Genomic DNA, 24838 nt, shown 5'->3' with positions numbered 1-24838 from the left:
ATCTCCGCCCCCGCCGTCGTGCCGTCGCCCACCCGCACGATCGTCTCGTCCTCGGTCAGGGCGATCCCGTCGCCGGTGATCTGATAGCCATCCACCGCGAACTGCATCCCGGTGACGCCGATACCGGCCCCGTCCACGGTCACGGTTCCGCCCGTGCCCATGAACACCGCAAAGGCGGGGTTGTCATAGGCCCCGTTCACCGCCCCGTCGGCTCCGGTCCACCCGCGCCCGGTGGCGGTCCAGGTCCCCGCTCCGCCCTGAATGACGCCGTCGTCAGTCGATGCGGCGGTGTCCCAGAAGCGCAGCTCAACATCGAAGGTTGAGACCAGGTTCACCTGATTGGCGACCGAGGTCTGGACGAAAAGATCGTCCACGCTGACGCCCGCGGGGGTCGAGGCGATGTCCAGGCCGTTGTCCGTGATGTCGCCGCCGTAATCGAACAGGCGATAGACCCCGGCCCCGAAGCCGCCCACGTCCGTCACATGAAGCTCACCGTCCAATGTGAGGTCCCCGGCCACATCGAACAGGGCCGTATCGCCGGCCGCACCCAGCGCGACGGCCACCGTCGCGCCCTCCGACAGCACCAGCGCGCCCAGCGCCAGGGTCCGGCCCTGAACGCCCCACAGCATGCCGCCGTCGGCGATGGTGGTCAGGCCGCCGACCACGCCCGAGCCGGTCAGCCTCGCGCCGTCCTCGACCGTGACCGTGCCATCAAATGTCGAGGAGTCCCCATCGAGGCCCAGCGCCCCTCCCGACACTGTGATGTCGCCCGTTCCGGCGAAGGCGCCGGCGAAGGTCGCATTGCCAACGGCCAGTTCAAGTGAGCCCATGCCCAGATCGACCCGACCGCTCCCCGAGAGACCTGTCAGGCGCTGGTCCGTATCGTTCAGGTCGAACCGCGCGCCCGAGGCCAGCGACAGGCCCAGGTCGCCGGTCAGGGTCGCGGTCGAGGTCAGCACCACTGCGCCATTCAGAATGGTCAGATCGCCATCGTAGGCCACGTCGCCCGCAAGGGTGAAGTCGTAAGCGCCATCCTTGACGAACTCGCCCGAGCCCGTGATCACGCCCCGGAACTGGGTCCGTCCATCGCTGAGGGTCAGCACCCCGCCGTCGCCCAGGCTCACAGCGCCCGGCAGCGCCAGGTCTTCCAGCGTCTCGATCAGCAGGGCGTTTCCACCCAGATCCAGCAGGCCTCCGGACATCTGCACCACCGGCCCGTCGGTTCCGGTCAGGTCGCTCCAGCCGCCCGCCCCGATGCGCACGATGTTGGCGATGCGCAGGGTTTCCAGGGCATGGAAGCCGGACACGGTCAGGGTCCCAGCCCCCGACAGATTTACGGTGGAGACCAGAAGGCTTCCGGAGAAGGTCGTGCTGCGGTCGTCCAGGCCCGCGCTGAGCGTGCCGCCTGCGCCCGAGATGACACCTGCTCCGGCGAAGGAGCCCACATCCTGGAAGGTCCCGCCCAGTTCGAAGGTGGCCCCGGCAGCCACCGTCAGCGCCGTCTGGCCGTTCAGCCGGCCATAAGCCGAGGACACGTCCAGCGTCCCCGCCAGCACATGCGTGGCGCCGGTATGGGTGTTGGCCGCCGTCAGGCGGAGCACGCCGGCGCCCGCCTGCACCAGATCGCCGGTCCCGCTGATCACCCCGCCGAAGCTGATTTCGTCGGAACGGTCGAAGGTCAGCACGCCTTCGTTGGCCACGTCGCCGGTGAGCGACCCGGTCGTGCCCCCGTCGCCGACGCGCAGGCCGCCTTGGGCGATCTCCGTACCGCCGGTGTGGGCCGCATTGCCGGTCAGCACCAGCGTGCCCAGATCGGTCTTGCGCAGCAGGGCCGTCCCGGTCAGGTCGACGTCGATCATCGCCGTCATGGCCGCGCCCGCCGCCGTGCCATCGCCCACCCGGATGATGGCAGGGTCGCCGCCCGTGGGAGCCAGTTCAATGGCGTCGCCTACGACGCTGTAGCCGTCCACGGCGAACTGCATGCCGGTGACCGCCAGGGCGCCGTCCACGTCGTCCGCCGTCGCCGTCCCGGCCGAACCGGAAAAAACCGCGAAGCCCGGCATCGGATCCATGACGCCGTTCACCGTGCCGGCGGCGTTGGTCCAGTTTCCGCCCGCTGAGGTCCAGACGCCGTCGCCTCCGCTGACCACGCCGTCGTTGGCAGGCCCCGCACCGTCCCAGAAGGTTAGCGTCTGGCCTGCGACATTGATCAGATTGACCCGGTCTCCCGTGATCTGCAGCGACAGGTCGCTGAGGTTCACGCCGCCCGGCGCCGACGTGATGTCCAGGCCATCATCGACCAGCGTCCCGCCATAGCCGAACAAGCCATAGAGCCCGGCGCCGAAGCCGCCCAGATCCATCACATGAAGTTCGCCGTCCAGGGTCAGGTCGCCTGTCACATCGAACAGCACATCGGCGCTCGGCGCGCCCAGCGACGCCTCGACGATTGCGCCCGCCGCGAGCATCAGATTGCCGAGAGTCAGGGTCTGGCCCGAACGGCCTTCGAGAACGCCGCCCACGTCGACGGCGACATAATGATCCAGCGTCCCCGAACCGCCCAGGCGGCCGCCGTCAGCCACCACGGTCACGCTGTTCAACAGATCGCCGCCCACCTCGCCGTCCACCAACAGACGCGCATCGGGACCGGAAACGAACATCTGGCCGGTGAAGTCAGCGCTGTCGCCAGTCAGGCGCGTGGTACCCGCCAGAGCCGACACCATGCCGGCGCCAGTCAATTCGGCGCTCAAGGCATAGTCCGTATCCGTGTGATTGAAATAGAGCTCGCCCTTACCCGGGCCGAACACGATCTCCGCAGCGTTCAAAACGCCCGTCACATCTGGGGCGCCGGGAACGCAGCCGCATCCGACGCCGCCGATGGTCAGCACGCCATAGCCCGCAGCGTCCGAGGCCAGGGTCAGCACGCCTGTGCCACCATTCAGGCTCAGGCTTCCGCCGTCGGTGAGCGTCAGATAGCCTTCGCCCTCTTCGCCCAACGTCAGGCTATCGAGGTTGAGAACGCCGTCTTCTGTCACCCATATTTCCGCAGAGCCGACTGCCCCGACACCCGCCCGGCCCACGCCGCCGGAGACCACGGCGCCGTCGCGGACCTGAAGCGCGCCCTCGCCCTCTTCGCCGATCGTGAGGCCGCCGTTGATGACCCAGGATGTGGCCGCATCCGTAATCACCGCCATGCCCAGGCTGTCGATATCCTGGCCAAGGACAGCGTTGCCCGTGGTCAGAGAGCCGGTTGCCTCGGCGTACAACGAGCCCCAACCTTCCTGACCGACGACGAAGGCGCCGGTGTTGGTCCACTGGCCGCCGTTGACCGTGGCTTGGGAGATGGAAGCCGCTCCCTCGGCGATGACCGTCGAGCCGCTTTGGATCACGCCGTCCTCGCCCAGATCGACGATCCCGTCGCCGGCGCGCCCCACCCACAAAGTGTTCTCGATGGAGGCAAGGCCGCCCTCAACTTCCAGCACGCCATATCCGTTCAGGACGCTGCCCAGCTCCAGGGAGCCGGCCCCGCCCGCAACTCCGACAGCGATCTGGAGCGAACCTCCATCCAACGCCTGAAGGTGGCCCTCGCCCTCGTAGCCGACGAACACTTCCTCGGCCGACCACCGGCCACCGGTCATCAACGTGGCCTGGCCATACGCGCCGGTGAGCAATCCGAGAAAGCCGCTGACGCTCTCCACGCTGCCGTCGTCGTCCACCAGCAGAACGCCGGTTTCGGCGAAGCCCAGGCTGAGGGCGCTTCCGCCGGTGACCCGTGATCCCGCACCGCTTACGATCATCGAAGCCATGGCGGCCGAATCCAGCTGGATCATGCCGTCGGCATGAAGGCTTGCCCCGGCCTGCACGGCGATCGACGCCGGCCCGGCGCCGGAATTGGCCACGTCACCGGACGCCTGAAGCCGTGAACCGGCTCCACTGACGGTCAGTCCGCCGCCGCCGGCGCCGCCCACCTCCACGTTGCCGAGCGAGACAAATCCTGCGCCGTCAACCAGCATCTCAGCCACGTCGGAGGAGCCCACCACGAACAGGTCGGATCCATTGATGATCGATCCGCCGCGCAGGATCAGACGGCCGTCATGCACGGTCGTGTCGCCGGTCCAGCTGTTGATCCCTCCAAGAATGAGCTCGCCGAGATCCGTCTTGGTCACCGCCGCTACGCCGCTCAGGTCGACCCCGATTTCGGCCGTTATCGCCGCGCCCGCCGCCGTGCCGTCGCCCACACGCAGGATGACCGGCTGGCCCGCCCCCGGCGCCTCCAGCTCAACGCCGTCACCGGTCAGGGTGTAACCGTCCACTGCGAACTGGGCGCCGGTGATCGTCACCATCCCGTCCGCGCCATCCACGGTCACGGTCCCGCCCGTCCCCAGGAACACGGCGAATCCTGGCTGCGGGGACATGGCCCCGTTGGTGTCGCCGTTCAGATCTGTCCAGTTGGTCGAGATTGCGCTCCAGACGCCTGCACCGCCCTGGATCATCCCGTCGTCGGCAGGCCCCGCGCCGTCCCAGAACAGAAGGTCGTCTGAATAGACCAGGTTCACCTGGCCTGCGTCAGCAGTCTGCACGCTCAAAGCCGCGCTCGCAGCGCCGCCCCGGTCGCCGATCTCAAGCCCGTTGTCCGTCAGCGCCCCGCCGTAATCGAAGAGGCGGTAGATTCCGGCCCCGAAGCCTCCAGCGTCTGTAATGTCGAGCGTACCGTCCAGCGTCAGGTCGCCGGTCACGTCGAACAAGGCTGTCGCGCCGGGACCGTCCAGGGTCACGTTGAGGATCGAGTCTGCGCCCAGAACCAGCGATCCCATGGTCAGGACCGCGCCCGATCCGCCGACCAGACTGCCGGCGCCGACGTTGACCGCGCCCAGCACGGAACCCGCGCCGCCCAGGGAACCGCCCGATACGGTCACGTCGCCGCCCAGAACATCCGCGATCCGGAGGTGCCCGCCCGCCACGAACGTGTCCCCGGTAAAGCTCGTGTTGTTGTTTGTGAGGGTGGTCAGGCCGGCCAGTGCACTTATCCGCCCGGCGCCGGTGATCAGAGCGTCGAATTCGTAACCGGTCTCGGTGTGGTTGAAGACCAGCGCGCCTGTTCCGGCGCCGAAACGCACCTCGGCAGCCTCGAGGGCGCCGGCCGCCACCGCGGTCTCACCCGCCGCCGCTCCTATGGAGAATACGCCTTCGCTGGTTGCACCGGTTCCGACATGAACCACGCCGGTTCCGTTGCCGACCCGCACCGTTGCGTTGTCGGCGATCACCAACGATCCGGAACCATTGAAACCGACCCGGAGAACGCTGCTGCTGTCCCAGAGCGAGGCCACGCCCGTCACTGTCGCCTCGCCGGTCGATCCTGCCGTGTGCCCGATGTAGCCGGTGGTATTGGTCACCTGGGCCGCATCGGCCACCTCAAGAACGCCCGAGCCCTGGTATCCGACATAAAGTATGCCGCTGTTGGTCCAACTGGAGCCGGTCCCGGTTACGGCGGCCTCCCCCATGGCGCCGATCAGAGCTCCCAGCACTCCCTGGGCGGCGCTGACCGCGCCTCCGTCCGAAATGGTCAGGGTTCCGTGGCCCGCGCTGCCCACGCCGAACTCACTGGTCACAGCCCATATGGAGCCAGGCCCAGTGACCGTCGCGTCGCCGGTGCTGCCGGCGCGCAAGCCGACACTGCCGTAAAAGGAACTGACCGAGCCTCCGCCGGAGATGGTGAGGATTCCGTCCCCTTCATCGCCGACACGGAAATTGCTTCCCCCGGCATCCCAAGCCGAACCGATCCCGGTCACCGTCGCTTCACCGACGGAGCCGGCCTCGAACCCCAGGGTGACGTTTCCGCTGTCGATGGTTCCGCCGCCGCGCAGGATCAACGCGCCGTCGTCACCCGATACCTGGCCCACCTGAAAGGCGCCGGCGCCTTGATTGCTGGCCCCCTCGATCACCAGCGTGCCGCCGTGAACGTACGTGGGGCCGGTCCATGCGTTGTCGGCCGTCAGGATGGTCGTGCCGGCAAGGTGGCTCACACGACCCGAGCCGGTGATCAGTGGTGCGAAGACGTAGTCCGTTTCGGTATGATTGAAGACCAGACTTGCCGAACCCGCGCCGAAACGCACCTCGCCCGCCTCGAGCGTGCCGGCCCCCGCCGCCGCTCCGTCGGCCGCCCCGCCAATACTCACGACGCCCGAGGAACCCGCGTCGTAGGCGACCGCCACGAGGCCAAGACCGAGGTCAACGACGCCGTTGTCGGTCACGATCAGAGCCCCGGAGCCTTGGTATCCGACGATCAGGGAGCCGCTGAGGGCCCACGAGGATCCGCTCCCCGTCACTGTCGCCGACCCCGTGGAACCGGCGATGAAGCCGAGATTGGCGTTCTGGCCCGTTACAGAGCCGCCGTCCGCGACGTGCAGTGCGCCATCGCCTTCCATGCCGACAAAAAGATCCGTAACAATCGCCCACTGCGAGCCTGCCCCGGCCACCGTCACCGCCCCGGCGGAGTCTGCGAACTCACCGATACGTCCGGTCGCGCTCTCGACCACGCCCCCGTCGGCGATCTGCAGATCGCCGACGCCGCGATAGCCGATGAACAGTTGGTCCTGGTGGTTCCAGCGTGAGCTCGCGCCGGTGACGATGGCGCTTCCGTAGGCGCCGCTCAATTCCCCGAGCAGGGCGTTGTTGGCGCTGGTGACGAGCCCGCCGCCGGAGATGGTCAGGTATCCCTCGCCGAAACTCGTGCCTGCGCGGATATAGTCCGTCGTAAGGGTCGATCCGGCCCCGTCCACGGTGAGCGAGCCGGTTCCCAAGCCTCCGATCATCGTGGTCAATGTGGTGACATCGGCGCCCGTCAGGATCTGCAGGTATCCCAGTCCTCCCGATCGACCGAGAGAGATCTCGCCGACGGGCGCGTTCAACTGACCGCCCAGCTGAACGATCAGATAGCCTTCGTCACCGGACTGATCGCCGATCAGGACCAGGTTATCGACATCGATGACCGCGCCCTCAATGCTGACGTTTGCTGCGCCACCTTGGCCTATGATGAGGCTTCCGCCGATATTTTCATCGGCGGTCAGGGCGGCGTTGGCGGCCGGGTAGACGCGATCCTGGGCACGCGCAGATGCTGCGCCGGTGGCGCAAATCGCAAGAGCGGAAACACAGGCGAGCAGGGCGGTGCGGCGGGGCGAATTATGCATGGATTCTTACCAGGACAAGGCGGTCGGGAACGGCCCTGTGCGTACGGACCACAAGGGCTCATTCGAGCACGTCTAGGAGCGGACCGGCGTCTTCAATTGTGTAGATGCTTCGCAGTCTGGGCAGCATCACGACGCGCCCACGCCGACCGAAGAGGCGTACACATGGATGCCTCGAAGCTACGTCTGCTCGGTGCCAGCCGACAAAGGCTGTCGCGCCAGGACAAGTCCCGCCGCGTCCTGAAAAAGCTGTCGCCCGCAGCGCTTCCATCCCGCGACCTTGGCGCAAACAGACGGTTTATCAGTAGCCGTAGCCGGAGGCAGCCGGTTCGAGCTTGGGCTGGTCCTGAAAACGGCGACAGGCCACGATACTCACGCCACTCTGACCGAACTAATAGGTGCGCTGAAAGGGGCCGTCCGCCGACGTGTCCCGGTCTGGAAAGCGCCAGCAGCGGACATTGAGGCTGACGCCGAAAGCAGAAGGTCGTACGCCGCAACTTACGCCCCCAGGATTGTGCCTCGGACGCGATTCAGCGCTCGTCCGAACACCCTTCCCACGCCATTTGGCTTTCTGGCTTTCTGGCTTTCTGGATTGCAAGAAAGCCTGAAATCGGTCCATTCTCTGGTCGCCGATGCGGTCTGGAGGGGCCGACCGTCATCGTAGGAGCCATGCAATGGCGCAGACCAAACGCGATGTATCGGGCCCGGATACGGGCGTCGAAACCGATCGCGGCGTCACCCTGAACTTCAAGGTGAGCCCTGAGTTCAAGAAGCAGTTCAAAGGGTTCGCGGTCTCCGAAGGGGTCAGCATGACCGAGCTCCTGAAAGAGGGGTTTGTCCTGTCCAAGGCCCGGCGGTGCCAGTGATCCGGATCGATCTTCAGAGGACGTCGCGGCGTTGGCGTCGGGCGGGGCGGCAGCCATGACGTTGGCCTTCGCCGACGCATCGGACCGCACGGCCGATTGGCTGTTCGCGGTCGCCAGGGATTCCGAACTCCCAGTCATCGACGGCCTCGTTTCGACCCGGGACTACGATCGCTCCCGCATGACGCCGGACCAGGTCGCGGTCATGGAGAAGGCGCGCAAATACAACGCTCGCGCGGTCTTCTTCGAGGCCGGCCGCCACGGCCGGGCCCCGATCCCCCAGGCCCTCGTGTTCGACGTCCGCGACCATCCGGACGACTTGCCTGGATCCAGCGGTGGCGGAGAGGGTGTCCGCCCAACCCGTGTTGTAGCGTAAGGGTTTGCGGCTCCTGAGCGGGCCTCACCCTAAAATGCGCCCTAAGCCGCGCGGTCGATAGACCCGAAAGCAGCCTCCAAGCTGGCGCGCAGAATGAACACTCGCCGGCCGCGGCGGCGAACCTCGAGCTCGCCGCTGCTGACCATCTCGGACAGCATGTTCCGGGTGGCGCCGGTGGCCGCGACCGCCTCCTTGTAGGAGTAGCAGATCTTCGACCCGTTATCGTTGGCGTGAGCCAGGGTCATGTCTCCCCGCCTCCTTGGGGAAGGGGGAGCCCGTATGCAGCGAACACGCCTTTCTTGCCCGCGGCCTCTGGGATGACCTGCTCCCACAGCTTCCAGCCGTGGTTCCATTGGAAGTGCACCGGCTCCCCACCCACCAGCAGTCCTGCGTCGCGGAGGGCTTGGGCCTGCTCCTCATAGACCTGCCACCATAAGACGGGCTGATTGTCAGCCGTGCACATTGTGGACAGCGGCGCATAGTCGTCAGGATCGACGCCGTAGCTTAGAGCAATCACCCGAGCGGCTTGGGATAGGGTGTCGCTCATGTCTTCTCTCCGGGGGAGGGTTGGTTGGGCTCATTCCGGCCCTGACGGGCCTCCATACCCATCGAGGCGCTGTCAGGCCGGTTGGCCAACTCCAGCAGCACGTCGGCGTGGCACGGCGCATCCAGCGCACACCAGCAAGCCAAGTTCTTGCCGCGAAGGAATGACGGGTTGGGCGGCGCGCCGGGGCACAGCACAAGGTCAAAAAGCGGATGGCGCACCATGTCGCCGATGAAGTAGCCAAACTCCCCAGCCATCCATCGGCGGAAACGGTCGATTGCCCCCTCGGCAGTGAGGGTTGGGCCGATGCTCACGACATGGCCGGAGTGGAGCTTGACGCGGCCCTCACCCACGAACCAGGGATTGCCCCAGCCGGTCCCGCGATCAACTTTCACGGTGTTCGGCGGCATCCTCCAGCCCTTCGCGCGGGACAGCTTGACGCGGACTGGTCGATCAGTCTCGGTGGGTACGGAGGCGCTTGCGCCGGAGTGAACCCTACTCATGACAATTCTCCTTGGGTGAGGGCTTGGCGGGCGACAGAGCGCATGTAGTCGCGCTCGCCATTCGAGCCCCACGCGGACGAATAGGACATCGGGCTGTCGCTGTCGGACCCGTCCTCGTTGGGCCAGAAACGCGCCGTCTCGGGAAACTCACCGAACCATCGCTCGATCTTCTCCAAAGCCCCCCGCATCCGCTCATAATCGGCTATGAGGGCGGGAAACTGATCGGGCCAAATCCACCACACTGGATATGTTCCTTCCTTCGTGGCGCGCATGAAGTCGCCGCCGTTCCGCATCCGGTTTCCGGCCTGATCGAAACAGAGCGCCGTGAAGTGATGCCCGCGCCAACCCTTCGTCTTGCCATGCTCGGCGTTGTTGTATTCGGGGTGCGCCGTCAGGACCCGAGAGGCGCGATTAATCCAGTCTTGTTCGCTGCTGAACGACTGGCCATCGATCGGCACGACGGGTTTCAGTTCATGGATGGCTTGGGGGGTCATGCGGGGGGCATTCTTTTGATTTGAGGGCGCTGAGATAGGCGTCCACCGACGCCTGCATTTTCTCGACCGAAGCCGACGGAACCGGGTCCGGAACTTGCTGCATCGACTGCTCAAAAGCCGCCGTCACCCCTTCATGGTCAGCAGCGGCGCGCATAGCCTCAAGCGCCTCTATTCTCGCGGTGTCATCCATCACAACACCACGCCCGAACGTCTGATGCTGTCGAACAAGGCTAGGATTGCCTCCGGGCGCGCCTGCTTGGCGAAGTTGGTGCGGTTGTACGGCGTGTCGTTGCGCACCACGTCCTCGGCCGCCCGGAAGAGAGCTCCGTGGGCTCCCCCACCAGGTACGGGGGCTGCCAGGCCGGAGTGAACCCCGCTCATGACTCCCCTCCACGCGCTTTCTGGAGGGCGGCGTCGATCTTGGCGACACACGCGCTGTCGATCAGGTCAGGGTCAGCCTGAATGAGAAGCCTTCTGGCGTCCGCCAAAGCCTCGGCCATATCCGGGGCGGCGGCGAGAAGATTGGCTTCGCGCTCGGCTCTCGCTTCCTCTTCGTCGTCGTCGGCATACGGTCCGATGCTTTCAGCGACGAGATACTCACCGTTCTCGTCGCGCCCGTAGACGGTCCATCCTTGCGAGTAGCTGGTGAAGCGAGCCTCCCAGCTCAGCCCCGCAGTCCACGGCTTATTGGTGTCGGCGGGGGTCATGATGCTTCCCTTCTGGCGCGAGCCGTGAGGCTGATCTCGCCGTTGAACTTGCGTGAGCGGTTGCCGAAGCCCTTGGGGCGGATGACGCCCGTGTGCTTCGCGCGAATGCGGTAGGTCTTGGACTTCTCCGCCACGTCCTCGGCGGTCTTCTCGCGGTGCTTGGAGCGGAGCGCCGGCGCCAGGTTGAACTCCCGGTGTTCGCCGCCGTTGATCAGCGCCACGATGTGGTCGCAGTCCCAAAGGTCGCCGGGCATGATCTTGCGTCCGGACAAATGGCAGCGGCCGCCGTGGCGCTCGAACACGCGGAGGCGGACACGCGGCGGGATCTTCGCGTCGGGCGTCTTGCCGATCCATTCGGGGACGGAGCGGCCGGTCATTGGCCAAACGCCCCCAGCGCATCCTTGAGGGCCTGTTCAACCCGATCTGCAGCGTCCGGGTCTTGAGCCCGAACGGCCACCACGAAGGCGGCGAACTTGCGATCCGCCTGAACGGTTTTCAGCTCGGCCAGGCTCTTGAAGGCGAAGTCCGCAATGACCTGATCGACCTTGGACAGAACGGTTACAGCCGAGCCCGCCCCTTCATCGGCCCCTTCGCCAACGGGCTCGGCTGCATCTTCTCCGGTGCTGGGTTTGTCACCGGGGAAATCATCGGCCCCCGCCTTTGACGGGTCATCGCCATCGGCGGCAGGGGCCTTGTCTTCCGCGTCCTCGCCACGCGGAAACTCGGGGATGTCGTCGTCGGACGCGTCGGGCGCCGAAAGGGCTTCGGTCTCGAACCCGGAGTGAAGGCGACGGACCTGCACGGGCTGAGGCTTGTTCAGGTCATAGAGCTCGTCGTCGCGCTCGATCACGGCCAGCAGATCGGTGGACATGGGCAGGCGCTTGGACAGGCGCCGGATGGCCGTCTTGCGCCGCATCTCGTCTGCGAAGGGACCGGACCACGGGCCGTTCTGAGCCCGGCTGATGGCTTTCACCGCCATGACCTGGGCCTCGGTCATGACCTCGCGATAGATGCCGCCGTCCTTGGTGTGGGCGACCGCGTAGGTGATGATCGGCTTGCCGCGGTCTCCGCCGATGAATGGCTTGTGGTGAATCCGCTCTTCGTCCCCGAGCATGTAGTCGAACTCGTCGTTCTCATAGACGACGTGGGCGCCGATGGACTTGAGCTCGCCAGACCGGCGCACCTTCGACAGGATGCCCGCCACCATGGGCATGTAGGTGACCTTGTTCTTGTGGATCACCAGCGCCGCTTCCCGCCCATCCGGGACCAGGCCGTCCTGCGCGCATTTCATCGACGCTTCGAAAAGCGACTGCCGGTCCTTGCTCAGCAGGTCGGGGTTGGACTGCACCGCCGTCATGACGACGCGAACGAAGCGTTCGGCGGGGACGTGAGGCGGCAGGGCCAGAGCGAACTGCGGCGCCATGGCCTCCAACTGCTGGCGGACCAGCTGGGCCGGGGGCGTAGGGCGCTCTTGGGTTACGGCGTTCATGGTCAGGCGGCTTCCTGCTGAGTTTCTGGGAAGGTGACGGGCTCGTTGATCCGCTCCAGCCACGGCGGGAACTCGTGATCGGCGGGCTCTTCGGTGACCTCGACCACGGCCCACGGCACGTCGAAGCCGAAGCGGTCACGGAAGGCGACGTAGTTGGACAGGGCCACGGCGGTCTTCTTCTGGCCGCTGAGGTAGGTGGCGTCGCCATGGGAGCGGAGGATGGGCTTCACGACCGGGGCGTGGCCCCTCTCGTCGTCCTGCCGCCGATAGAAGATCCAGCCCCACTGCCATTGCTCGACAGCGGCAACGCGCTTGAGCCAGTCCGCTTGCTTCGGGGTGGCGCCGTTGATCGGCAGAGACCGCATGGCCCGGCGCGCCTCGTCATAGGCGAAGCGCTGAACGTCCATCGACCGGCCGGCGACCAGACCCAGGCATTGCTGTTTCGTCGTGTCGCCCTTGGCGTCGCCGCCGAAGGTCTTGAGGTCCAACGAGAAGGCTGGAAGGAGCTTGTCGATGCGGCAGCGCAGCTTCACGCCGGTCTTCGGGTCGGTGTAGAGGATCGACACCTCCGACATGCCAGCCTGCATCGGCTCGCCAAGTTCGGGGTGGCGCCGGATCAGCGCATCCATGTGGCGGACCCGCCGGTCGGTGTCGGCGTCGATGACCGAAACGTCGGGCCTGTCATTGGCCTCAAGCCACGCCTTGCAGACGTTGGAGTTGCCGTTCCACGGCTTCACCTCGCCGGTCTTGGCGTCCTCATAGGTATCCGGCCTGATGACGAAGCCCTTGGTGTAGGCCTTCTCCCCCTCCAGCAGCAGGGCATGGAGCGCGGACCCGAAGACCATTTCTGGCGAGGGCGTCTTGGCCTTGCGGTTCGGGTTGTGGCGGCTCCGATACCACCAGTCCGCAGGGTCGCGGTGCAGCACCACCAGATCGGTGGAGCCGAGGCGATCCTGGGCGAAGTAGTCCTCAGCAGAGAGGCCCACATAGACGCCATCGGGCAGGTTGTTGTCGTTCATGGCTTTCGCCTCGTTGGGAGTGAGAGCGCCACCAGAAGCCCGGCGGCGAGGATCAGCAGGGAGAGGCCGTTCAGGCGTTCGTCTCCGTCGCGCGAAGGATGGCGGTCAGGGGCGGGGCCTTGAGCCGAAGGGCGTTGATCAGATCGACCGTGGCGTTGCGGAAGCCTGGGTGCGTGTTGTTCAGGCGGGTGAACTGTTCGCACCGGGCCAGCAGGGCGCGGGTGTCGGCCTCGATGGCTTGGGCTTCCTGAGCCGTCCACTGGCGTCCCTCGGCTTCGGCGTGGAGGGCCTTTTCAGCTGGGGTCAGGTCGGTGACGGAGCGGAGCATGGGGCGCATGGTCATGCGGCTTTCCTTTTGGGAGATGGCTTGCGGCCGGTGATCTTGGCCTCGGCGGCGGTCATGACGGGGCGCATCCAGTTCGGGACGCCGACCACGAGCGAGGCGCGCATCGGCATCAGGATGCCGAAGGCGTGGGGAACCCCGGTCCATTGGATAAGCGCGCCGCTGTCTTCGGTGACGCTCGTGAAGCGGATGGACGGGTAGGGCTCGGACGCGCCGCCGAGCGCCTTGCCCATTGCTACTGCGTCCGCGACGTATCGGAGATTAAACTGCGCCGAGGCCCGCGCCTGCGTCTTCAGGTCGTCGATGGCGATCTTGACCACGCGGCGATAGGTGGGGAAGTGCGCTCCCGATCCGATGCACTCCGGGTAGTGGACACCCTCGAACACCGCGTGAGCGCCGTCAGTGGTGATCGCGGCGTCATCGCCAGCCGCCTTGATGGCCTTCTTGAGCGCGGGGGTCAGATTGATGGATGAAGGCGCGCTGACCGTTCCGGCCCCGTCGTGAACCACAACGATGCGGTAACCATCCGTTGCGATGATGACCGCCCCGCCCTTTGGATGGGCGTGAGCGAATACCGCGTCCAAGCCACGGATAGCGTCAGTCCCCTTCATGGCCCACGCACTCGCGGCGAGAACCATCTTGGCGTTCAGCGAAAGCTTCATGCCGCTTCCTCCCTCTCAGGTTCGTTCTCGTTGATGGGTTGAGGCTCCGGCAGGGTGTTCACGCCGGGGGCTTCGGGGTCGTCGCTGAACTGGTCGGCCCAGCCGCAGGAGGCGCACATCAGGCGGAGCTCCCCTTGGCCTTCGCCTCACGCCGCTCGCGGGCGCGACGCATCTGGCGGGTTTCGACCGCAGGTTCCGGGGCCGGGTTCTCCCGGCGGCGCTTGGCGCGGCGGATTTCCTCAAGCTCTCGGTGAGACAGGCCGGAACCTTGCGATGCGGCAGCTAGGCTGGCGGCTGCTGCAAGGGCGCTCATGACGCCCGCGCCAATGAGAAGGCGGGTCATCAGTCGCATCCTCTCGGGGAAACCGCCCTGATGGCGGCATGGATTTCACGGGCGCAGCGGCGGCAGAAGGCGCGGGCTACATCGTCCAGACCGGGCTTGATGCTCTCGGCCAGATAGGACCGCCGCAGTTCCTGGGCCTCGTTCAGGGTGAAGTGGACGCCGCCGAAGCCCGCGATGGGGGCTGAACGGCTGACGGTCGAAGCCCAGAACAGGGCGAGGGGAGAGGGAGGGGCCATCAGCGTCCAGCCTTCAAGACGGACGCGGCGCGCCAGACGCGGACGGCCACGACAGCGAAGCAGAGCACGCCGACGCCGTTCCACAGTGCGCTGGGCCACCGGCCCTCAAGAGCCGCCAGCGCAGCTTCCGTGAGGGCCTCGAACGCGCCCAGACCCACAAGGATTGATGCCACCCGGACGGGGAATGCGAGGTCCGTTGCGTCGCTCATGCCGCCGCCCTTTCAGGAACAGCCACCGCCCCAGCTTCAGGAGGGGGAGGGGATTGCTCGGCGTCACGGATGGCGCGGAGCATGGAAACGAGGTCGCGAAGCTCCAGCTCGAACAGTTCATCGTCGGGCTGGCGCAGGGCGAGTTCGATCAGGTCGGGGAGCCGGTCCTGACGGGCTCGGGCCGGGCTCATGGTCCGCTGGGTGATCCGGTGACGGACCTTCCCGCCGACCGAAACCCACATGCCGGGCTGCTTCCACATGGCCTCGCGGATGCTGGCCAAGGCGCCCTTCATCGGCTCGCTGATGTGCTGGAGGGCCATCACGCAGCCTCCCGATAGAAGGCTTCCCGCGCCGCCGTCTCGGCCGCCCATTCGGCGGTTCCCGGCTCCACGACCTCGCCAGCGTCATTCGTGTAGGGGCCGCCGCGCTCGCCTTGGAACGGACGCCCGCGGGCAATCCATTCGTTCTCGGCCATCCGGTGAACGGCCTCGTTATAGGCCTTCGGATCATTCGCCCACTGGTTCAGGCAGGCATAGCGAAGGCTGATCAGGTCGCCGCAAGACAGGGCCTCAATCTGGGCTTTCGTCTTCGGCGCGGTGTCTGTGGTGGCGGGCATTTCGTCCTCCGTTCGATGAGGACAGAATATCGGAGCCGCCGATAATGTCAATCGGGAAAGCCGATAAAATCGGACGGAGCGCTGAACCCTATACACGGAAAGGCCCCGCCGGTCGGGTCCAGTGACGGCGGGGCCTCCTTGCCAGTCCCGCTGTGGGCCGGACGGCGCGCCTAACCCGTATGCCACAAGCAGAATATCGGAGCAATATCGGTGGAAATGAGCACAGAGTGTGAACATCGGCCATTGCGGGCGATGACGAAAGACGCTTTGCTGTCTTTGGCGACGCGAGTCGTCCCTAGCTGCGTCGTCGGGTCCATACGGCAGGGCGCAGCGGGAGAGCGCTTACTGTGGGATACCGATTACAGGCGAGGCCCGGTCCGAAAGGGTGGAGGGCAATCGGCGGCGGGACGCACCGTCGTAAGTAGCACCCAAGTCTGCCCGTGCGATCACGCGGCAGGCGCCCAAAGCGAGGGGTCGGCTCCGTCGATCAGACATCGCAAGGGCCGGACCGTCCTGACCTTCGGGTCGGGATGGTCGTCCTGTGCCCTTAGCTCAGGGTCTCACCATCGATCAGTAACCCAGGCTACATACGGCGAGTCACCCAGCGGACGCGCCCGATAACCCTGACACGCTCCTCGGGAACGCGGTATTCACCGTGAAGGGGGTTGTCTGACTTCAAGCGAACCTCGCTGGGCTCGCTGGCGGGTATGCGCTCCACCCTCTTGCACACCAGAGCGTCGCCATCCCAAATCGCAAAAATTCCGGGCAGACCGATCCGGGTGTCGCTCAGGTCGATCAACACGTAGTCGCCGCTCGAAAGGGTCGGCTCCATGCTGTCCCCGATGACCTCCTGAACCGTGGCCTGGTTGGGCGAGACATTGAGCCGCTCCACCACCAGAAAGCGGGGCAGGGGCCAATATCTGCGGGTGCTCTCCTGATCCACCTCGAAGCCGCCACCAGCAGACAAGCGAACGTCGTATTCGGGGATCGCCACGGAGTCCGGCATATCGCCGGCAGCGTCGATTTCAGGGGGCGACTCGGAAACCTCGTCGGTGCCCGGCTCGAAAAACGATTTCGGCTTGCCGAAAATGCGGGCCAGCGCGTCACGGTGAATGTGCCAGCTCTGAAGCCCGCCCCCTTCCAGATCCGACACGGTCGATTGGCCCACGCCGAGGCGCTCTCCCAGCTCCTTTTGCGTAAGATTGAGGCGCTTGCGTTCAAGCTTGAGCTTCATGCCGATGGGCAGGGGTTCCTTCATGCGGCCGTTGTGACCGATCCGGTATCGCTGCGCCCCCGATAAATCGGCCCTTGCGATTATCGCCGGTTCCGATATTATCGGCCCATGACCGATATTTCTCCCAACGTGATCGATCATCTGACCCGCCGTTTTGGCAACCAAACCCGGTTGGCTGAGGCCGCCGGAGTGCGCCAGTCATCCATCGCGGGACGCAAGAAGACCAACAGCCTGTCGCATGACCAGATGCGGCGCATCCTGCGAGAAGGACCACGCATGGGGGTCGCAGTCGCACCCGCTGACTTCTTCCCTGAGATGGCCCCCGGCCAGCCCGAAGCCGCCAACGATGCCGCCCCCACGGAGCAGGCGGCATGAGCTGGAATCGTGTTCAGCGCATCTGCGCGTTCGGCTTCATTGCGATGGCGCTGTTCGCTGCTGGCCTCGCCTTCGCAAGGGGTGACTGGCAGCAATCGCTCTGGGCGATCAACGGCACCATCTGGGCGGGTCTTTTCCTGATGGCAACCCGCCATTCGGCATCGATCATCACCATCTGCGTGGAAGCCGATGTGCCGCCTGCCGACCCCGCTGTCCGCAGAGAGTCCGCCTGACATGCCCTCCTTCCCGAAATCGCGCACCGTCCAGTCGCGCGCGATGGCCCTGCCGGGGTTCCCGTCTCCCTTCCCGACCCCGGCAGGGTTCCCCATCACGGGAGGCTCCGTTGGCGCGTAGCCTTCTTTCCGAGGCCCTGTCCCATGGCCACGCCTTCGCATCCGCCATCATCACCCTGGATGCGATGGCCAAGGAAGGTCGCCAGCCTGAGGCCCTGACCGCTCTGGGGAACCTCAGCAAGATCGCGGAGGCCAACCTCCCGATCATCAGCGCCGTCATCACCGCCCAGCGTCAGGCCGCAGAGATAGCGAACCTCCCTGAGCGGCCCCGACTGGTCGCCGGCGCCTTCGCCAACGTGCCCCAGCCACATCCTCACGCCACGAACGACCAACACCAAGCTCCCTCTGAACCTGACGACATCATCGCCTGAGACGGCGACCCGCTCACCCCTGAACGAAACCCCCGCCTTTAGGGCAACGAACAATGAACGCCTTCAATCCGATGAAACCCCGCGAGCCCGGCACGGTCTGGGAAGCAATCAGCGCGGCAATGGATCAGATCGGCGGCGCCGAGAAGATGGCCCAGGCCGCGAACCGCAAGACGTGGTGGGCCTACACAGTGAGTGACGAGGACGCCGCCGCGAACGCGCGGACCAGCCTCTCTTTCGCGGACGCCTGCGTTCTGGCGGAGAAGGGCGGCGTGGCCTTGGCAGAGCACATCGCGCTCAAGGCGGGCGGCGTCTTTATCCCGGCCGGCGCGATCGATGACGCGGTCCTGAAAGCCGAACTGGCCAGCTTCTCCAGCGAGAGCGGCGACCTCGTTTCCGAGATCATCCGGCGCACCGCCGATGACGAGTTCTGCGCCAAGGACGGCGCTGCTGCACTGCCACTGGTGAAGGGCGCTCTGCGCTCGCTGCTGTCCCTCTACCACCAGTGCACGAACCGCGCTCACCCAGGCTGATGAACGGGACTGACCGCCCCGTTGAGCGGTCATGATGGAGGGCCACATGGCCAAGAAACTGGAGACGGCCCCGACCGGGGATGACTACACCGAACAGGGCACCATCGGCGCCCCGAATGACGACCTGCCCAAGGGCGACAACAGCCGCCCCTCGCATGACGAAGTGCGGATGGCCGTCAACGAAATGGTCCAGTGGAACGAGAAGCGGAAGGCCCTGAACAACCAGATCAGCGCCTTCCGCAAGGGCCTCAAAGCCAAGGGCGTCACCCTCGGTGTTCTGGATGAACAGGTCCGCCTGCTGGAGTGGACGCCGGAAGAGGTCAAGGCGCACTACGCCGAGCGCGACTGGTACGCCGAGGCCATGCGCCAGCCCATCGGTTCGCAGCTGGAACTGTACGGCACCGACGCCACGCCCGACCCGGTTCGCGAACAGCTGAAATGGCGCAACATCGGCTTCAAGGACGGACTGGCCGGGAAGGGCTGGGCCAACGAGACGCCCGATGAATGCCCCCACGACTGCAAGCAGTCCTACGGCGAGGGCCATGAGGAAGGGCAGGCCACCGTCCGCCGCGCATTCCAGGCCCGCCTTGAGCGCAAAGCCCCCGCCACGAACGAAGCGCCGGCCAATGACGACGGCGACGATCAGCAGGACGCGGCCTGATGGAAGACGTGCGCGTCTCCAACCATCGGCCGATCCTTGGGCTGGATCTGGCGACGCGCACGGGCTTCTGCCACGGCGAGGCGGATGAGTGCCCGATCCTGGGTCACCACAAGCTGCCGTCGACCGGGCCTGATGTCGGGGCGTTCCTTGAGGCCGCCGACGACTGGCTGACCGGCTTCATCACCGCCGTGGCGCCGGGCGTCGTCTGTTTCGAAAGCCCGATACTTCCCCAGCAGACCGCCCTTCACACAACCCGGAAGCTGCACGGGCTGGCTGGCCTTCTCGAGCTGGTCTGCCGCCGCGCCAACGTGGAGTGCGTCGAGGTCCAGCCCAGCATCGTCAAGAAGGTGCTCACGGGCCGAGGCAACGCCAAGAAGCCTGACATGATGGAGGCGGCCCGGGCCATGGGCTTCTCCCCCGCCGTGGATGACGAAGCCGACGCCTTGGGCGTGTGGCTTGCCGTCGTTCGAATGCGCCACCCGGAAGCGGCCGGGCGGCTCGACCCCATCAACTTCACCCGGAGGATCGCGGCATGAACATCGACTGGACAGACGACGAGCTCGCAACCCTGAACAGGCTCTGGAAAGAGGGGAAGAGCGCCAGCGAGATAGCCCGCTCCCTTCGGACCAGAAGCCGCAACAGCGTCATAGGAAAGGTGCACCGCCTCGGGTTGGACAAGGTGACGCGGGAGACGCCTTCAGAGCCGCTTGAGCACCGATTCAAGGGCGTGGAGGCGGTGCGAAAGGTCAGATACCAGAAGGGCGCGAAGCCGCCCATGCAAAGCCCGCATCTTGGCCGACCCGGCCACGTCGTCGGGGACGATGCCGCTATTCAGCGTGTCCGCGACAAGAAGGCCGGCGAAGGCCGCAGCCTGGTGGAGCGCGTCGAGAACGGATGCGGCGTTCACAGCCCCAACGCCCGGCCCTTGCTGGAGGCCACCGGATGCAAATGGCCGATCCAGCGAGACGGGCAAACCCTCTACTGCTGCAACCCCGTCCAAGGGGAGGGGAAGGGGCGCTATTGGTGCGCCGGCCATCTGAGCGCAGGCGTGATGCGCCAGCCCGGCAAGTTCTCCGACAAGGCCATTGAGACGATGGTCAAGCATGACCGAGTTGAGCCCATGGCGGCCGCCGCATGACCCCCGCCCAAGCCGCCACAGCGATGCGCGAGAAGGCTGACGAGATCGCCTTGGCCCGCGCCCGCATGTCCACACAGATGCGCGCCGTCGCCCGCCTCGCCGGGAAGCAGGGCCTGCGCGCCATGTTCGAAGCCGAGTTCGAGAAGATCGACCCCGAGGGCGCGAACGATAACAGCCAGTGGATCGGATAGATGATCAGCCTCACCGCAAAGCAGGCCGAGCTGCTGGCCTTCATCAAGTCCTACATGGCCGAGAACAAGGGTCTGGCCCCCAGCACCGAAGAGATGCGCGAGGCCTGCGGTCTGGCCAGCAAGTCGGGCGTGAATCGACTTCTGAACGGCCTCGAAGAGCGCCGCGTCATTCGTCGCATGCATTTCCGCGCCCGCGCTATCCAGGTGCTGACCCCCGCGTCCACCGCTCGTTCAACGACCGACATTGCTGATCTGGTCTGCACCTTGGCGTTTGCCGCCAAGGCCAACGGTGAAGTGATCACCGTCAAGACCCTTCGACGCATCGTCTTGGAGGCCCTCGGCTGATGACCAACTCCAAGGAAAACTACCTCGTCGCCCGCATCGACAGGAAGCGCGAGGCCCCCTCTGCAAAGGCCGCCCGCCAAGCCGAGTTCTCAGAGATCGACAAGATGGCCGAAGCCCGGGTCAACGTCGCCTTCGCTGAACCCCGCCGCGCCCTGATGTTCCTCCGCTGCCTCGTCGGCCATGCCCTGAAACGCATGATCGCCATAGGGGGCACACCCAACGCCGTCTCCTACTTCGGCGCCATCATCAGCGGGCAGGACTACAAGGCCGTCGTCAGGGATCTGGATTGGGCGGAAGCGCAATGGCAGGGCGTCACGGCGAATGATCGGGAGGGCTCATGACGGAGCCTCTCCCTCCCGGACCCTTCCGCTGCATCCTCGCTGACCCGCCATGGCATCACGCCAGCCGTTCACCGAAGGGACAGACCCGGCGGTCCCCCTCTCATCACTACCCGACCATGAGCCTGGCTGACATCAAGTCCATGCCGGTGTCCGACGTGGCGGCCAAGGACTGCCACCTGTTCCTCTGGACGACAGGGCCGCATCTGCAGCAGGCCTTTCTGGTCATGAACTCATGGGGCTTCCGCTACTCCAGCCTCGCGTTCGTGTGGGTAAAGCGCCGGAAGCAGCCGGACAATGACCATGACGGCGTCCTGTTCATGGACCGCCGCGACCTGTTCACCGGCATGGGCTACACCACGCGCCAGAACGCCGAACTGGTCCTTCTGGGCCGCCGGGGAGCGCCCAAGCGCCTCGACAAGGCCGTCCACCAGATCATCACAGCACCGCGCCAGGAACACAGCCGGAAGCCCCGCGAGGTGCATGCCCGCATTGAGCGCTACTGCGACGGGCCGAGGCTGGAGCTTTTCGCACGGGCGCCAGCCGAAGGCTGGACCGTCTGGGGCAACCAGACCGACAAGTTCGCGGAGGCCGCATGACTGACCCCCGCGAACATGCCGAGGCGATGCCGCACAATCTGGAAAGCGAGCAAGCGCTTCTGGGCGCGCTTCTGGTGGACAGTAACGCCTTCGAGCGCGTCCCCGATCACCTGCGCGGCGAGCACTTCTATGAACCCTTGCACGGGCTGATCTATGACGAGATCGCCAAGGCCGTCATGTCGGGCGGGCGGGCTGAGCCTGCGCTGCTGACGGATGCTCTGGCCCACGTCCCTGCATTCAAGGAAGCGGGCGGGATCGCCTACCTGCTGGACCTGTTCGAAAAGGCTCCCCCGACGTTCTCGGCCGGGGACTATGCCCGGTCGGTCCATGACCACGCCATCCGCCGCGACCTGATCCGCATCGGCGGGGAAATGGCGGCCACCGCGGCCGATCCTTCGGCGTCGGCAAAGGAACATCTGGAAAGGGCCGAGGGAGCCCTGTTCAGCCTCGCGGAGACGGGAGAGCAGGCCAAGGGCGTCTGCACCTTCGCGGAAGCGCTGGAGGGCGCTCTGGCGCAGGCCCAGGCCGCATTCAGCCGGGACGGGAAGCTGACCGGGCTGGCGACCGAACTGGTGGATCTGGACCAGAAACTGGGCGGGCTCCACCCGTCTGATCTGCTGATCCTCGCCGGGCGCCCTTCCATGGGCAAGACGGCCCTGGCCACCAACATCGCGTTCAACGCTGCCCGACACTACCGGGGCGAGGTGCAACCGGACGGGACGGTCAAGACCCTGGCCGGCGGGCGCGTGTTCTTCGGGTCGCTGGAGATGAGCGCCGAGCAACTGGCTCTCCGCATCATCGCGGACAGGACCGGCATTTCCAGCGACAGGATCAGGAAGGGGCATGTCAGCCGGGAAGAGATGCAGCGCATGCTGGACGTGCGCGCCGAACTTGGGGCCATCCCCCTGCACATCGACCCCACGGGCGGGATCAACATCGCAAAGCTCTGCGCCCGCGCCCGGCGTCATCACCGCAAGCATGGCATCGACCTGATCGTGATCGACTACCTCCAACTGATCACCACGGACCACCAGAAGGGCGGGAACAGGGTTCAGGAGGTCAGCCAGATCACCGGGGCGCTCAAGGCTCTGGCCAAAGAACTGAACGTGCCGGTGATCGCCCTGTCGCAGCTGTCGCGTCAGGTGGAAACCCGAGACGACAAGCGGCCCCAGCTTTCGGACCTCCGGGAGTCCGGCTCCATCGAACAGGACGCCGACGTGGTGATGTTCGTCTATCGCGAGGCCTATTACCTCGGGCGCGCGGAGCCGACCGAAGGCACAGAGAAACACCTGAAATGGCAGGAAGACATGGAGCGGGCGCACGGCCAGGCCGAGGTCATCATCGGGAAGCAGCGTCATGGCCCCATCGGGACCGTCAAGCTCAGCTTCGACGAGGACACCACCCGCTTCGGCAACTTGGCGCGTGAACAGGACTATCAGGCCGCAGGGCCGCGCTATTCGTTCGGGGGTGAGGGATGAGCCGCCGCCCCTGGTATAAGCGATACGGCGGGGATTTCGTCCTCGGGACCATGGCGCTCTCCCTTGAAGAGAAGGGGGCCTACAGTCTGTGTCTGGACCTGATCTATGACCGGGGTGGCCCGATCCCCGACGACGCCCGCTGGCTGGCGGGCATGTGCGGCGTTTCTCTGCGGAAGTGGAGCGCCCTGCGCGAGCGCCTGATCTCGACCGGAAAACTCATCTGCGAGCACGGACACCTGACCAATGGTCGGGCGGAGCGGGAGATGGCCGAAGCCGCAGAAAGCAGCCGTGAACACGCCGAAAACGGCGCGAAAGGCGGTCGAAAACGCGCTGAAAACGCCGCGAAACAGGAACGAAATGTTCGCGAAATCGAGCGCGACCGACCGAAAAACAATCACTTAGGTCAAGCCGAGCTTAAGCCTAACCAGATACCAGAACCAGAAAAAGATCCCCCTGTAGTCCCCCCGAGGGGGACGAAGAGCCCGAAGGTCACGAAGGATCAGCTCAAGGCGGTCTGGGAAGCCTGCCCGTTGATCGCCCGACAGCGTTCAAGCCAGGCCGATGTGGAGAGCTCGCTGAACGCTGCCCTACGGCGCGGACACCAGCCGGAAGCCGTCCTCGCCGGTCTGCTGGCCGCCTATCGGTCGGACACCTACTCCGGCGACAAGGCCAAGGGTGTTCACCGGCTGATCGACAAGGACCGCTGGGCCAGCTTCATCGAGCCGGGTGGCGATGCGGCCGATGTGCCTACGCCAGCCACCTACGACGGCCCGCCTGAACTCCGCGCAGAAGTGGCGCGCCGCCTCGGTGAGCCCTACGCGGTGTCCTACATCGACCGCTGCCGATGGGATGGCGGAACCCGGACCCTTCACGCCGCAAACAGCTTCGCGCAGGCCAAGCTGGCGAAGGACCTGGACGACCTGTGCCGGGCATGGAAGTTCAGCGTCTCCCTGCCGTCGGCCAACGACCGCCAAGACCTGTTCGGAAAAGAGGTGGCGGCATGAGGGTGCTGATCGCTTGCGAGTTCAGCGGGACGGTGCGCCGGGCGTTCGAGGCTCGAGGCCACGATGCCTGGTCCTGCGACCTGCTGCCCGCAGAGGACGGCTCGAACCGCCACATTACCGGGGATGCCCGCGATGTCCTGAACGACGGCTGGGATCTGCTGATGGTGGCGCACCCGCCCTGCACCCGGCTCTGCAACAGCGGCGTCCGGTGGCTGTCCACCCCGCCGCCGGGCAAGACGGCCGATCAGATGCGCGCCGAGCTGGAGGAGGGCGCGGCCCTGTTCTCGGCCTTCTGGAACGCGCCGATTGATCGGGTCTGCATCGAAAACCCTGTCATGCACCGCCACGCCAAGGCGCTGATCGAGAACTACGAGCCGCCGGCGCAATCGGTCCAGCCGTGGCAGTTCGGGCATGGTGAGACGAAGCGTACATGCTTCTGGCTTCGGAACCTGCCGCCCCTGACGCCCACGGACATTGTGGAAGGCAGGGAGGCCCGTGTTCACCGGATGCCGCCCGGGCCTGATCGCTGGAAGGAGCGGTCCAGGTTCTTCTCCGGGATTGCCGAGGCCATGGCGGACCAGTGGGGAAGCCTCGACGGACTGACGCCGATTCAACGTGACCTGTTCTGGAAGGACGCCGCGTAATGCCGATCCGCCCCTGCCAGAAAGCCCGGTATCCGAAGGACTGGAAAGCGAT

General features: G+C 65.9%; 35 protein-coding genes. 16 read left to right on the top strand and 19 right to left on the bottom strand.

Features of this window, described 5'->3' with window-relative positions; translation table 11 throughout:
- Positions 1-7184 (bottom strand): autotransporter-associated beta strand repeat-containing protein (locus tag V7702_RS03105; protein ID WP_335648681.1); only part of this gene is annotated, 7184 nt, incomplete at its 3' end.
- A 671-nt stretch (positions 7185-7855) separates the two neighbouring features.
- On the opposite strand from V7702_RS03105, the gene V7702_RS03100 reads away from it, so the two are divergent.
- Together V7702_RS03100 and V7702_RS03095 are read left to right on the top strand one after the other, a co-directional pair.
- On the top strand, positions 7856-8047 hold the full coding sequence (locus tag V7702_RS03100; protein WP_335648680.1) for a hypothetical protein: 192 nt from the start codon (positions 7856-7858) through the stop codon (positions 8045-8047).
- A gap of 55 nt (positions 8048-8102) precedes the next feature.
- Positions 8103-8420 carry a hypothetical protein gene (locus tag V7702_RS03095; protein ID WP_335648679.1) on the top strand — a complete coding sequence of 106 codons (318 nt, stop codon included), beginning with the start codon at positions 8103-8105 and terminating at the stop codon, positions 8418-8420.
- A 41-nt stretch (positions 8421-8461) separates the two neighbouring features.
- On the opposite strand, the gene V7702_RS03090 is transcribed toward V7702_RS03095, so the two are convergent.
- The 18 genes from V7702_RS03090 to V7702_RS03005 form a co-directional block, all read right to left on the bottom strand.
- Positions 8462-8665, bottom strand: a complete 204-nt coding sequence (locus V7702_RS03090; protein WP_335648678.1) for a hypothetical protein — start codon at positions 8663-8665, stop codon at positions 8462-8464.
- Positions 8662-8967, bottom strand: coding sequence for a hypothetical protein (locus V7702_RS03085; RefSeq protein ID WP_335648677.1), 306 nt, complete (start codon positions 8965-8967; stop codon positions 8662-8664). Before V7702_RS03085 ends, V7702_RS03090 begins: the two co-directional genes overlap by 4 nt.
- Positions 8964-9467: a DUF4326 domain-containing protein gene (locus V7702_RS03080; protein ID WP_335648676.1), complete on the bottom strand. Its 504-nt coding sequence runs from the start codon at positions 9465-9467 to the stop codon at positions 8964-8966. Before V7702_RS03080 ends, V7702_RS03085 begins: the two co-directional genes overlap by 4 nt.
- Positions 9464-9961, bottom strand: coding sequence for a hypothetical protein (locus tag V7702_RS03075; RefSeq protein WP_335648675.1), 498 nt, complete (start codon positions 9959-9961; stop codon positions 9464-9466). The genes V7702_RS03080 and V7702_RS03075 overlap by 4 nt, the downstream gene beginning before the upstream one ends.
- Positions 9939-10151, bottom strand: coding sequence for a hypothetical protein (locus V7702_RS03070; protein ID WP_335648674.1), 213 nt, complete (start codon positions 10149-10151; stop codon positions 9939-9941). Before V7702_RS03070 ends, V7702_RS03075 begins: the two co-directional genes overlap by 23 nt.
- The gene (locus V7702_RS03065; RefSeq protein ID WP_335648673.1) at positions 10151-10342 is read right to left on the bottom strand and encodes a hypothetical protein; all 192 of its coding nucleotides are present in this window, start codon (positions 10340-10342) and stop codon (positions 10151-10153) included. Before V7702_RS03065 ends, V7702_RS03070 begins: the two co-directional genes overlap by 1 nt.
- The gene (locus tag V7702_RS03060) at positions 10339-10668 is read right to left on the bottom strand and encodes a hypothetical protein (RefSeq protein ID WP_335648672.1); all 330 of its coding nucleotides are present in this window, start codon (positions 10666-10668) and stop codon (positions 10339-10341) included. The genes V7702_RS03065 and V7702_RS03060 overlap by 4 nt, the downstream gene beginning before the upstream one ends.
- On the bottom strand, positions 10665-11045 hold the full coding sequence (locus tag V7702_RS03055) for an HNH endonuclease (RefSeq protein WP_335648671.1): 381 nt from the start codon (positions 11043-11045) through the stop codon (positions 10665-10667). The genes V7702_RS03060 and V7702_RS03055 overlap by 4 nt, the downstream gene beginning before the upstream one ends.
- Positions 11042-12157 (bottom strand): recombinase RecT, encoded by a 1116-nt coding sequence (locus V7702_RS03050; RefSeq protein WP_335648670.1) that lies wholly within the window; start codon positions 12155-12157, stop codon positions 11042-11044. Before V7702_RS03050 ends, V7702_RS03055 begins: the two co-directional genes overlap by 4 nt.
- Positions 12158-12159: 2 nt before the next feature.
- A complete protein-coding gene (locus V7702_RS03045; RefSeq protein WP_335648669.1) occupies positions 12160-13176 on the bottom strand; it encodes a PD-(D/E)XK nuclease-like domain-containing protein in 1017 nt (338 codons plus the stop codon).
- Positions 13177-13246: 70 nt separating this feature from the next.
- Positions 13247-13519 carry a hypothetical protein gene (locus V7702_RS03040; protein ID WP_335648668.1) on the bottom strand — a complete coding sequence of 91 codons (273 nt, stop codon included), beginning with the start codon at positions 13517-13519 and terminating at the stop codon, positions 13247-13249.
- The gene (locus tag V7702_RS03035; RefSeq protein ID WP_335648667.1) at positions 13516-14181 is read right to left on the bottom strand and encodes a hypothetical protein; all 666 of its coding nucleotides are present in this window, start codon (positions 14179-14181) and stop codon (positions 13516-13518) included. The genes V7702_RS03040 and V7702_RS03035 overlap by 4 nt, the downstream gene beginning before the upstream one ends.
- Positions 14178-14300, bottom strand: a complete 123-nt coding sequence (locus V7702_RS03030) for a hypothetical protein (protein WP_335648666.1) — start codon at positions 14298-14300, stop codon at positions 14178-14180. The genes V7702_RS03035 and V7702_RS03030 overlap by 4 nt, the downstream gene beginning before the upstream one ends.
- On the bottom strand, positions 14300-14524 hold the full coding sequence (locus tag V7702_RS03025) for a hypothetical protein (protein WP_335648665.1): 225 nt from the start codon (positions 14522-14524) through the stop codon (positions 14300-14302). The genes V7702_RS03030 and V7702_RS03025 overlap by 1 nt, the downstream gene beginning before the upstream one ends.
- A complete protein-coding gene (locus V7702_RS03020) occupies positions 14524-14760 on the bottom strand; it encodes a hypothetical protein (protein WP_335648664.1) in 237 nt (78 codons plus the stop codon). Before V7702_RS03020 ends, V7702_RS03025 begins: the two co-directional genes overlap by 1 nt.
- Before the next feature lie 205 nt (positions 14761-14965).
- On the bottom strand, positions 14966-15289 hold the full coding sequence (locus V7702_RS03015) for a hypothetical protein (RefSeq protein WP_335648663.1): 324 nt from the start codon (positions 15287-15289) through the stop codon (positions 14966-14968).
- Positions 15289-15585 (bottom strand): hypothetical protein, encoded by a 297-nt coding sequence (locus tag V7702_RS03010; RefSeq protein WP_335648662.1) that lies wholly within the window; start codon positions 15583-15585, stop codon positions 15289-15291. The genes V7702_RS03015 and V7702_RS03010 overlap by 1 nt, the downstream gene beginning before the upstream one ends.
- 583 nt (positions 15586-16168) lie before the next feature.
- A complete protein-coding gene (locus V7702_RS03005) occupies positions 16169-16843 on the bottom strand; it encodes a S24 family peptidase (RefSeq protein ID WP_335648661.1) in 675 nt (224 codons plus the stop codon).
- Between the two features lie 84 nt (positions 16844-16927).
- On the opposite strand from V7702_RS03005, the gene V7702_RS03000 reads away from it, so the two are divergent.
- From V7702_RS03000 to V7702_RS02935, 14 genes are all read left to right on the top strand, one after another.
- Positions 16928-17194: a hypothetical protein gene (locus V7702_RS03000; RefSeq protein WP_335648660.1), complete on the top strand. Its 267-nt coding sequence runs from the start codon at positions 16928-16930 to the stop codon at positions 17192-17194.
- Positions 17191-17427, top strand: a complete 237-nt coding sequence (locus tag V7702_RS02995) for a hypothetical protein (protein ID WP_335648659.1) — start codon at positions 17191-17193, stop codon at positions 17425-17427. The genes V7702_RS03000 and V7702_RS02995 overlap by 4 nt, the downstream gene beginning before the upstream one ends.
- 110 nt (positions 17428-17537) lie before the next feature.
- Positions 17538-17858, top strand: a complete 321-nt coding sequence (locus tag V7702_RS02990; RefSeq protein ID WP_335648658.1) for a hypothetical protein — start codon at positions 17538-17540, stop codon at positions 17856-17858.
- 53 nt (positions 17859-17911) lie between these two features.
- Positions 17912-18388: a hypothetical protein gene (locus V7702_RS02985; RefSeq protein WP_335648657.1), complete on the top strand. Its 477-nt coding sequence runs from the start codon at positions 17912-17914 to the stop codon at positions 18386-18388.
- Between the two features lie 46 nt (positions 18389-18434).
- Complete coding sequence (locus tag V7702_RS02980; protein WP_335648656.1) at positions 18435-19049, top strand: hypothetical protein; 615 nt, start codon at positions 18435-18437, stop codon at positions 19047-19049.
- Entirely contained in the window at positions 19049-19585 is a 537-nt protein-coding gene (locus V7702_RS02975) for a hypothetical protein (protein ID WP_335648655.1), read from the top strand. The genes V7702_RS02980 and V7702_RS02975 overlap by 1 nt, the downstream gene beginning before the upstream one ends.
- The gene (locus V7702_RS02970; protein WP_442958387.1) at positions 19582-20187 is read left to right on the top strand and encodes a GcrA family cell cycle regulator; all 606 of its coding nucleotides are present in this window, start codon (positions 19582-19584) and stop codon (positions 20185-20187) included. The genes V7702_RS02975 and V7702_RS02970 overlap by 4 nt, the downstream gene beginning before the upstream one ends.
- On the top strand, positions 20184-20378 hold the full coding sequence (locus tag V7702_RS02965; protein WP_335648654.1) for a hypothetical protein: 195 nt from the start codon (positions 20184-20186) through the stop codon (positions 20376-20378). Before V7702_RS02970 ends, V7702_RS02965 begins: the two co-directional genes overlap by 4 nt.
- Positions 20379-20723: a LexA family protein gene (locus tag V7702_RS02960; RefSeq protein WP_335648653.1), complete on the top strand. Its 345-nt coding sequence runs from the start codon at positions 20379-20381 to the stop codon at positions 20721-20723. It abuts the gene before it with no gap.
- Positions 20723-21064: a hypothetical protein gene (locus V7702_RS02955; protein WP_335648652.1), complete on the top strand. Its 342-nt coding sequence runs from the start codon at positions 20723-20725 to the stop codon at positions 21062-21064. Before V7702_RS02960 ends, V7702_RS02955 begins: the two co-directional genes overlap by 1 nt.
- A complete protein-coding gene (locus V7702_RS02950; protein ID WP_335648651.1) occupies positions 21061-21660 on the top strand; it encodes an MT-A70 family methyltransferase in 600 nt (199 codons plus the stop codon). The genes V7702_RS02955 and V7702_RS02950 overlap by 4 nt, the downstream gene beginning before the upstream one ends.
- Positions 21657-23138: a replicative DNA helicase gene (locus tag V7702_RS02945; protein WP_335648650.1), complete on the top strand. Its 1482-nt coding sequence runs from the start codon at positions 21657-21659 to the stop codon at positions 23136-23138. The genes V7702_RS02950 and V7702_RS02945 overlap by 4 nt, the downstream gene beginning before the upstream one ends.
- Positions 23135-24142, top strand: coding sequence for a YdaU family protein (locus V7702_RS02940; protein WP_335648649.1), 1008 nt, complete (start codon positions 23135-23137; stop codon positions 24140-24142). The genes V7702_RS02945 and V7702_RS02940 overlap by 4 nt, the downstream gene beginning before the upstream one ends.
- On the top strand, positions 24139-24786 hold the full coding sequence (locus tag V7702_RS02935) for a hypothetical protein (protein WP_335648648.1): 648 nt from the start codon (positions 24139-24141) through the stop codon (positions 24784-24786). Before V7702_RS02940 ends, V7702_RS02935 begins: the two co-directional genes overlap by 4 nt.
- The last annotated feature ends 52 nt before the right edge of the window (positions 24787-24838 follow it).

The organism is Phenylobacterium sp., from assembly GCF_036963605.1.
Classification (GTDB): Bacteria; Pseudomonadota; Alphaproteobacteria; order Caulobacterales; family Caulobacteraceae; genus Phenylobacterium.
Note: the sequence above shows the minus strand (reverse complement) of the source record. Positions and strands in the feature narration are given on the sequence as shown.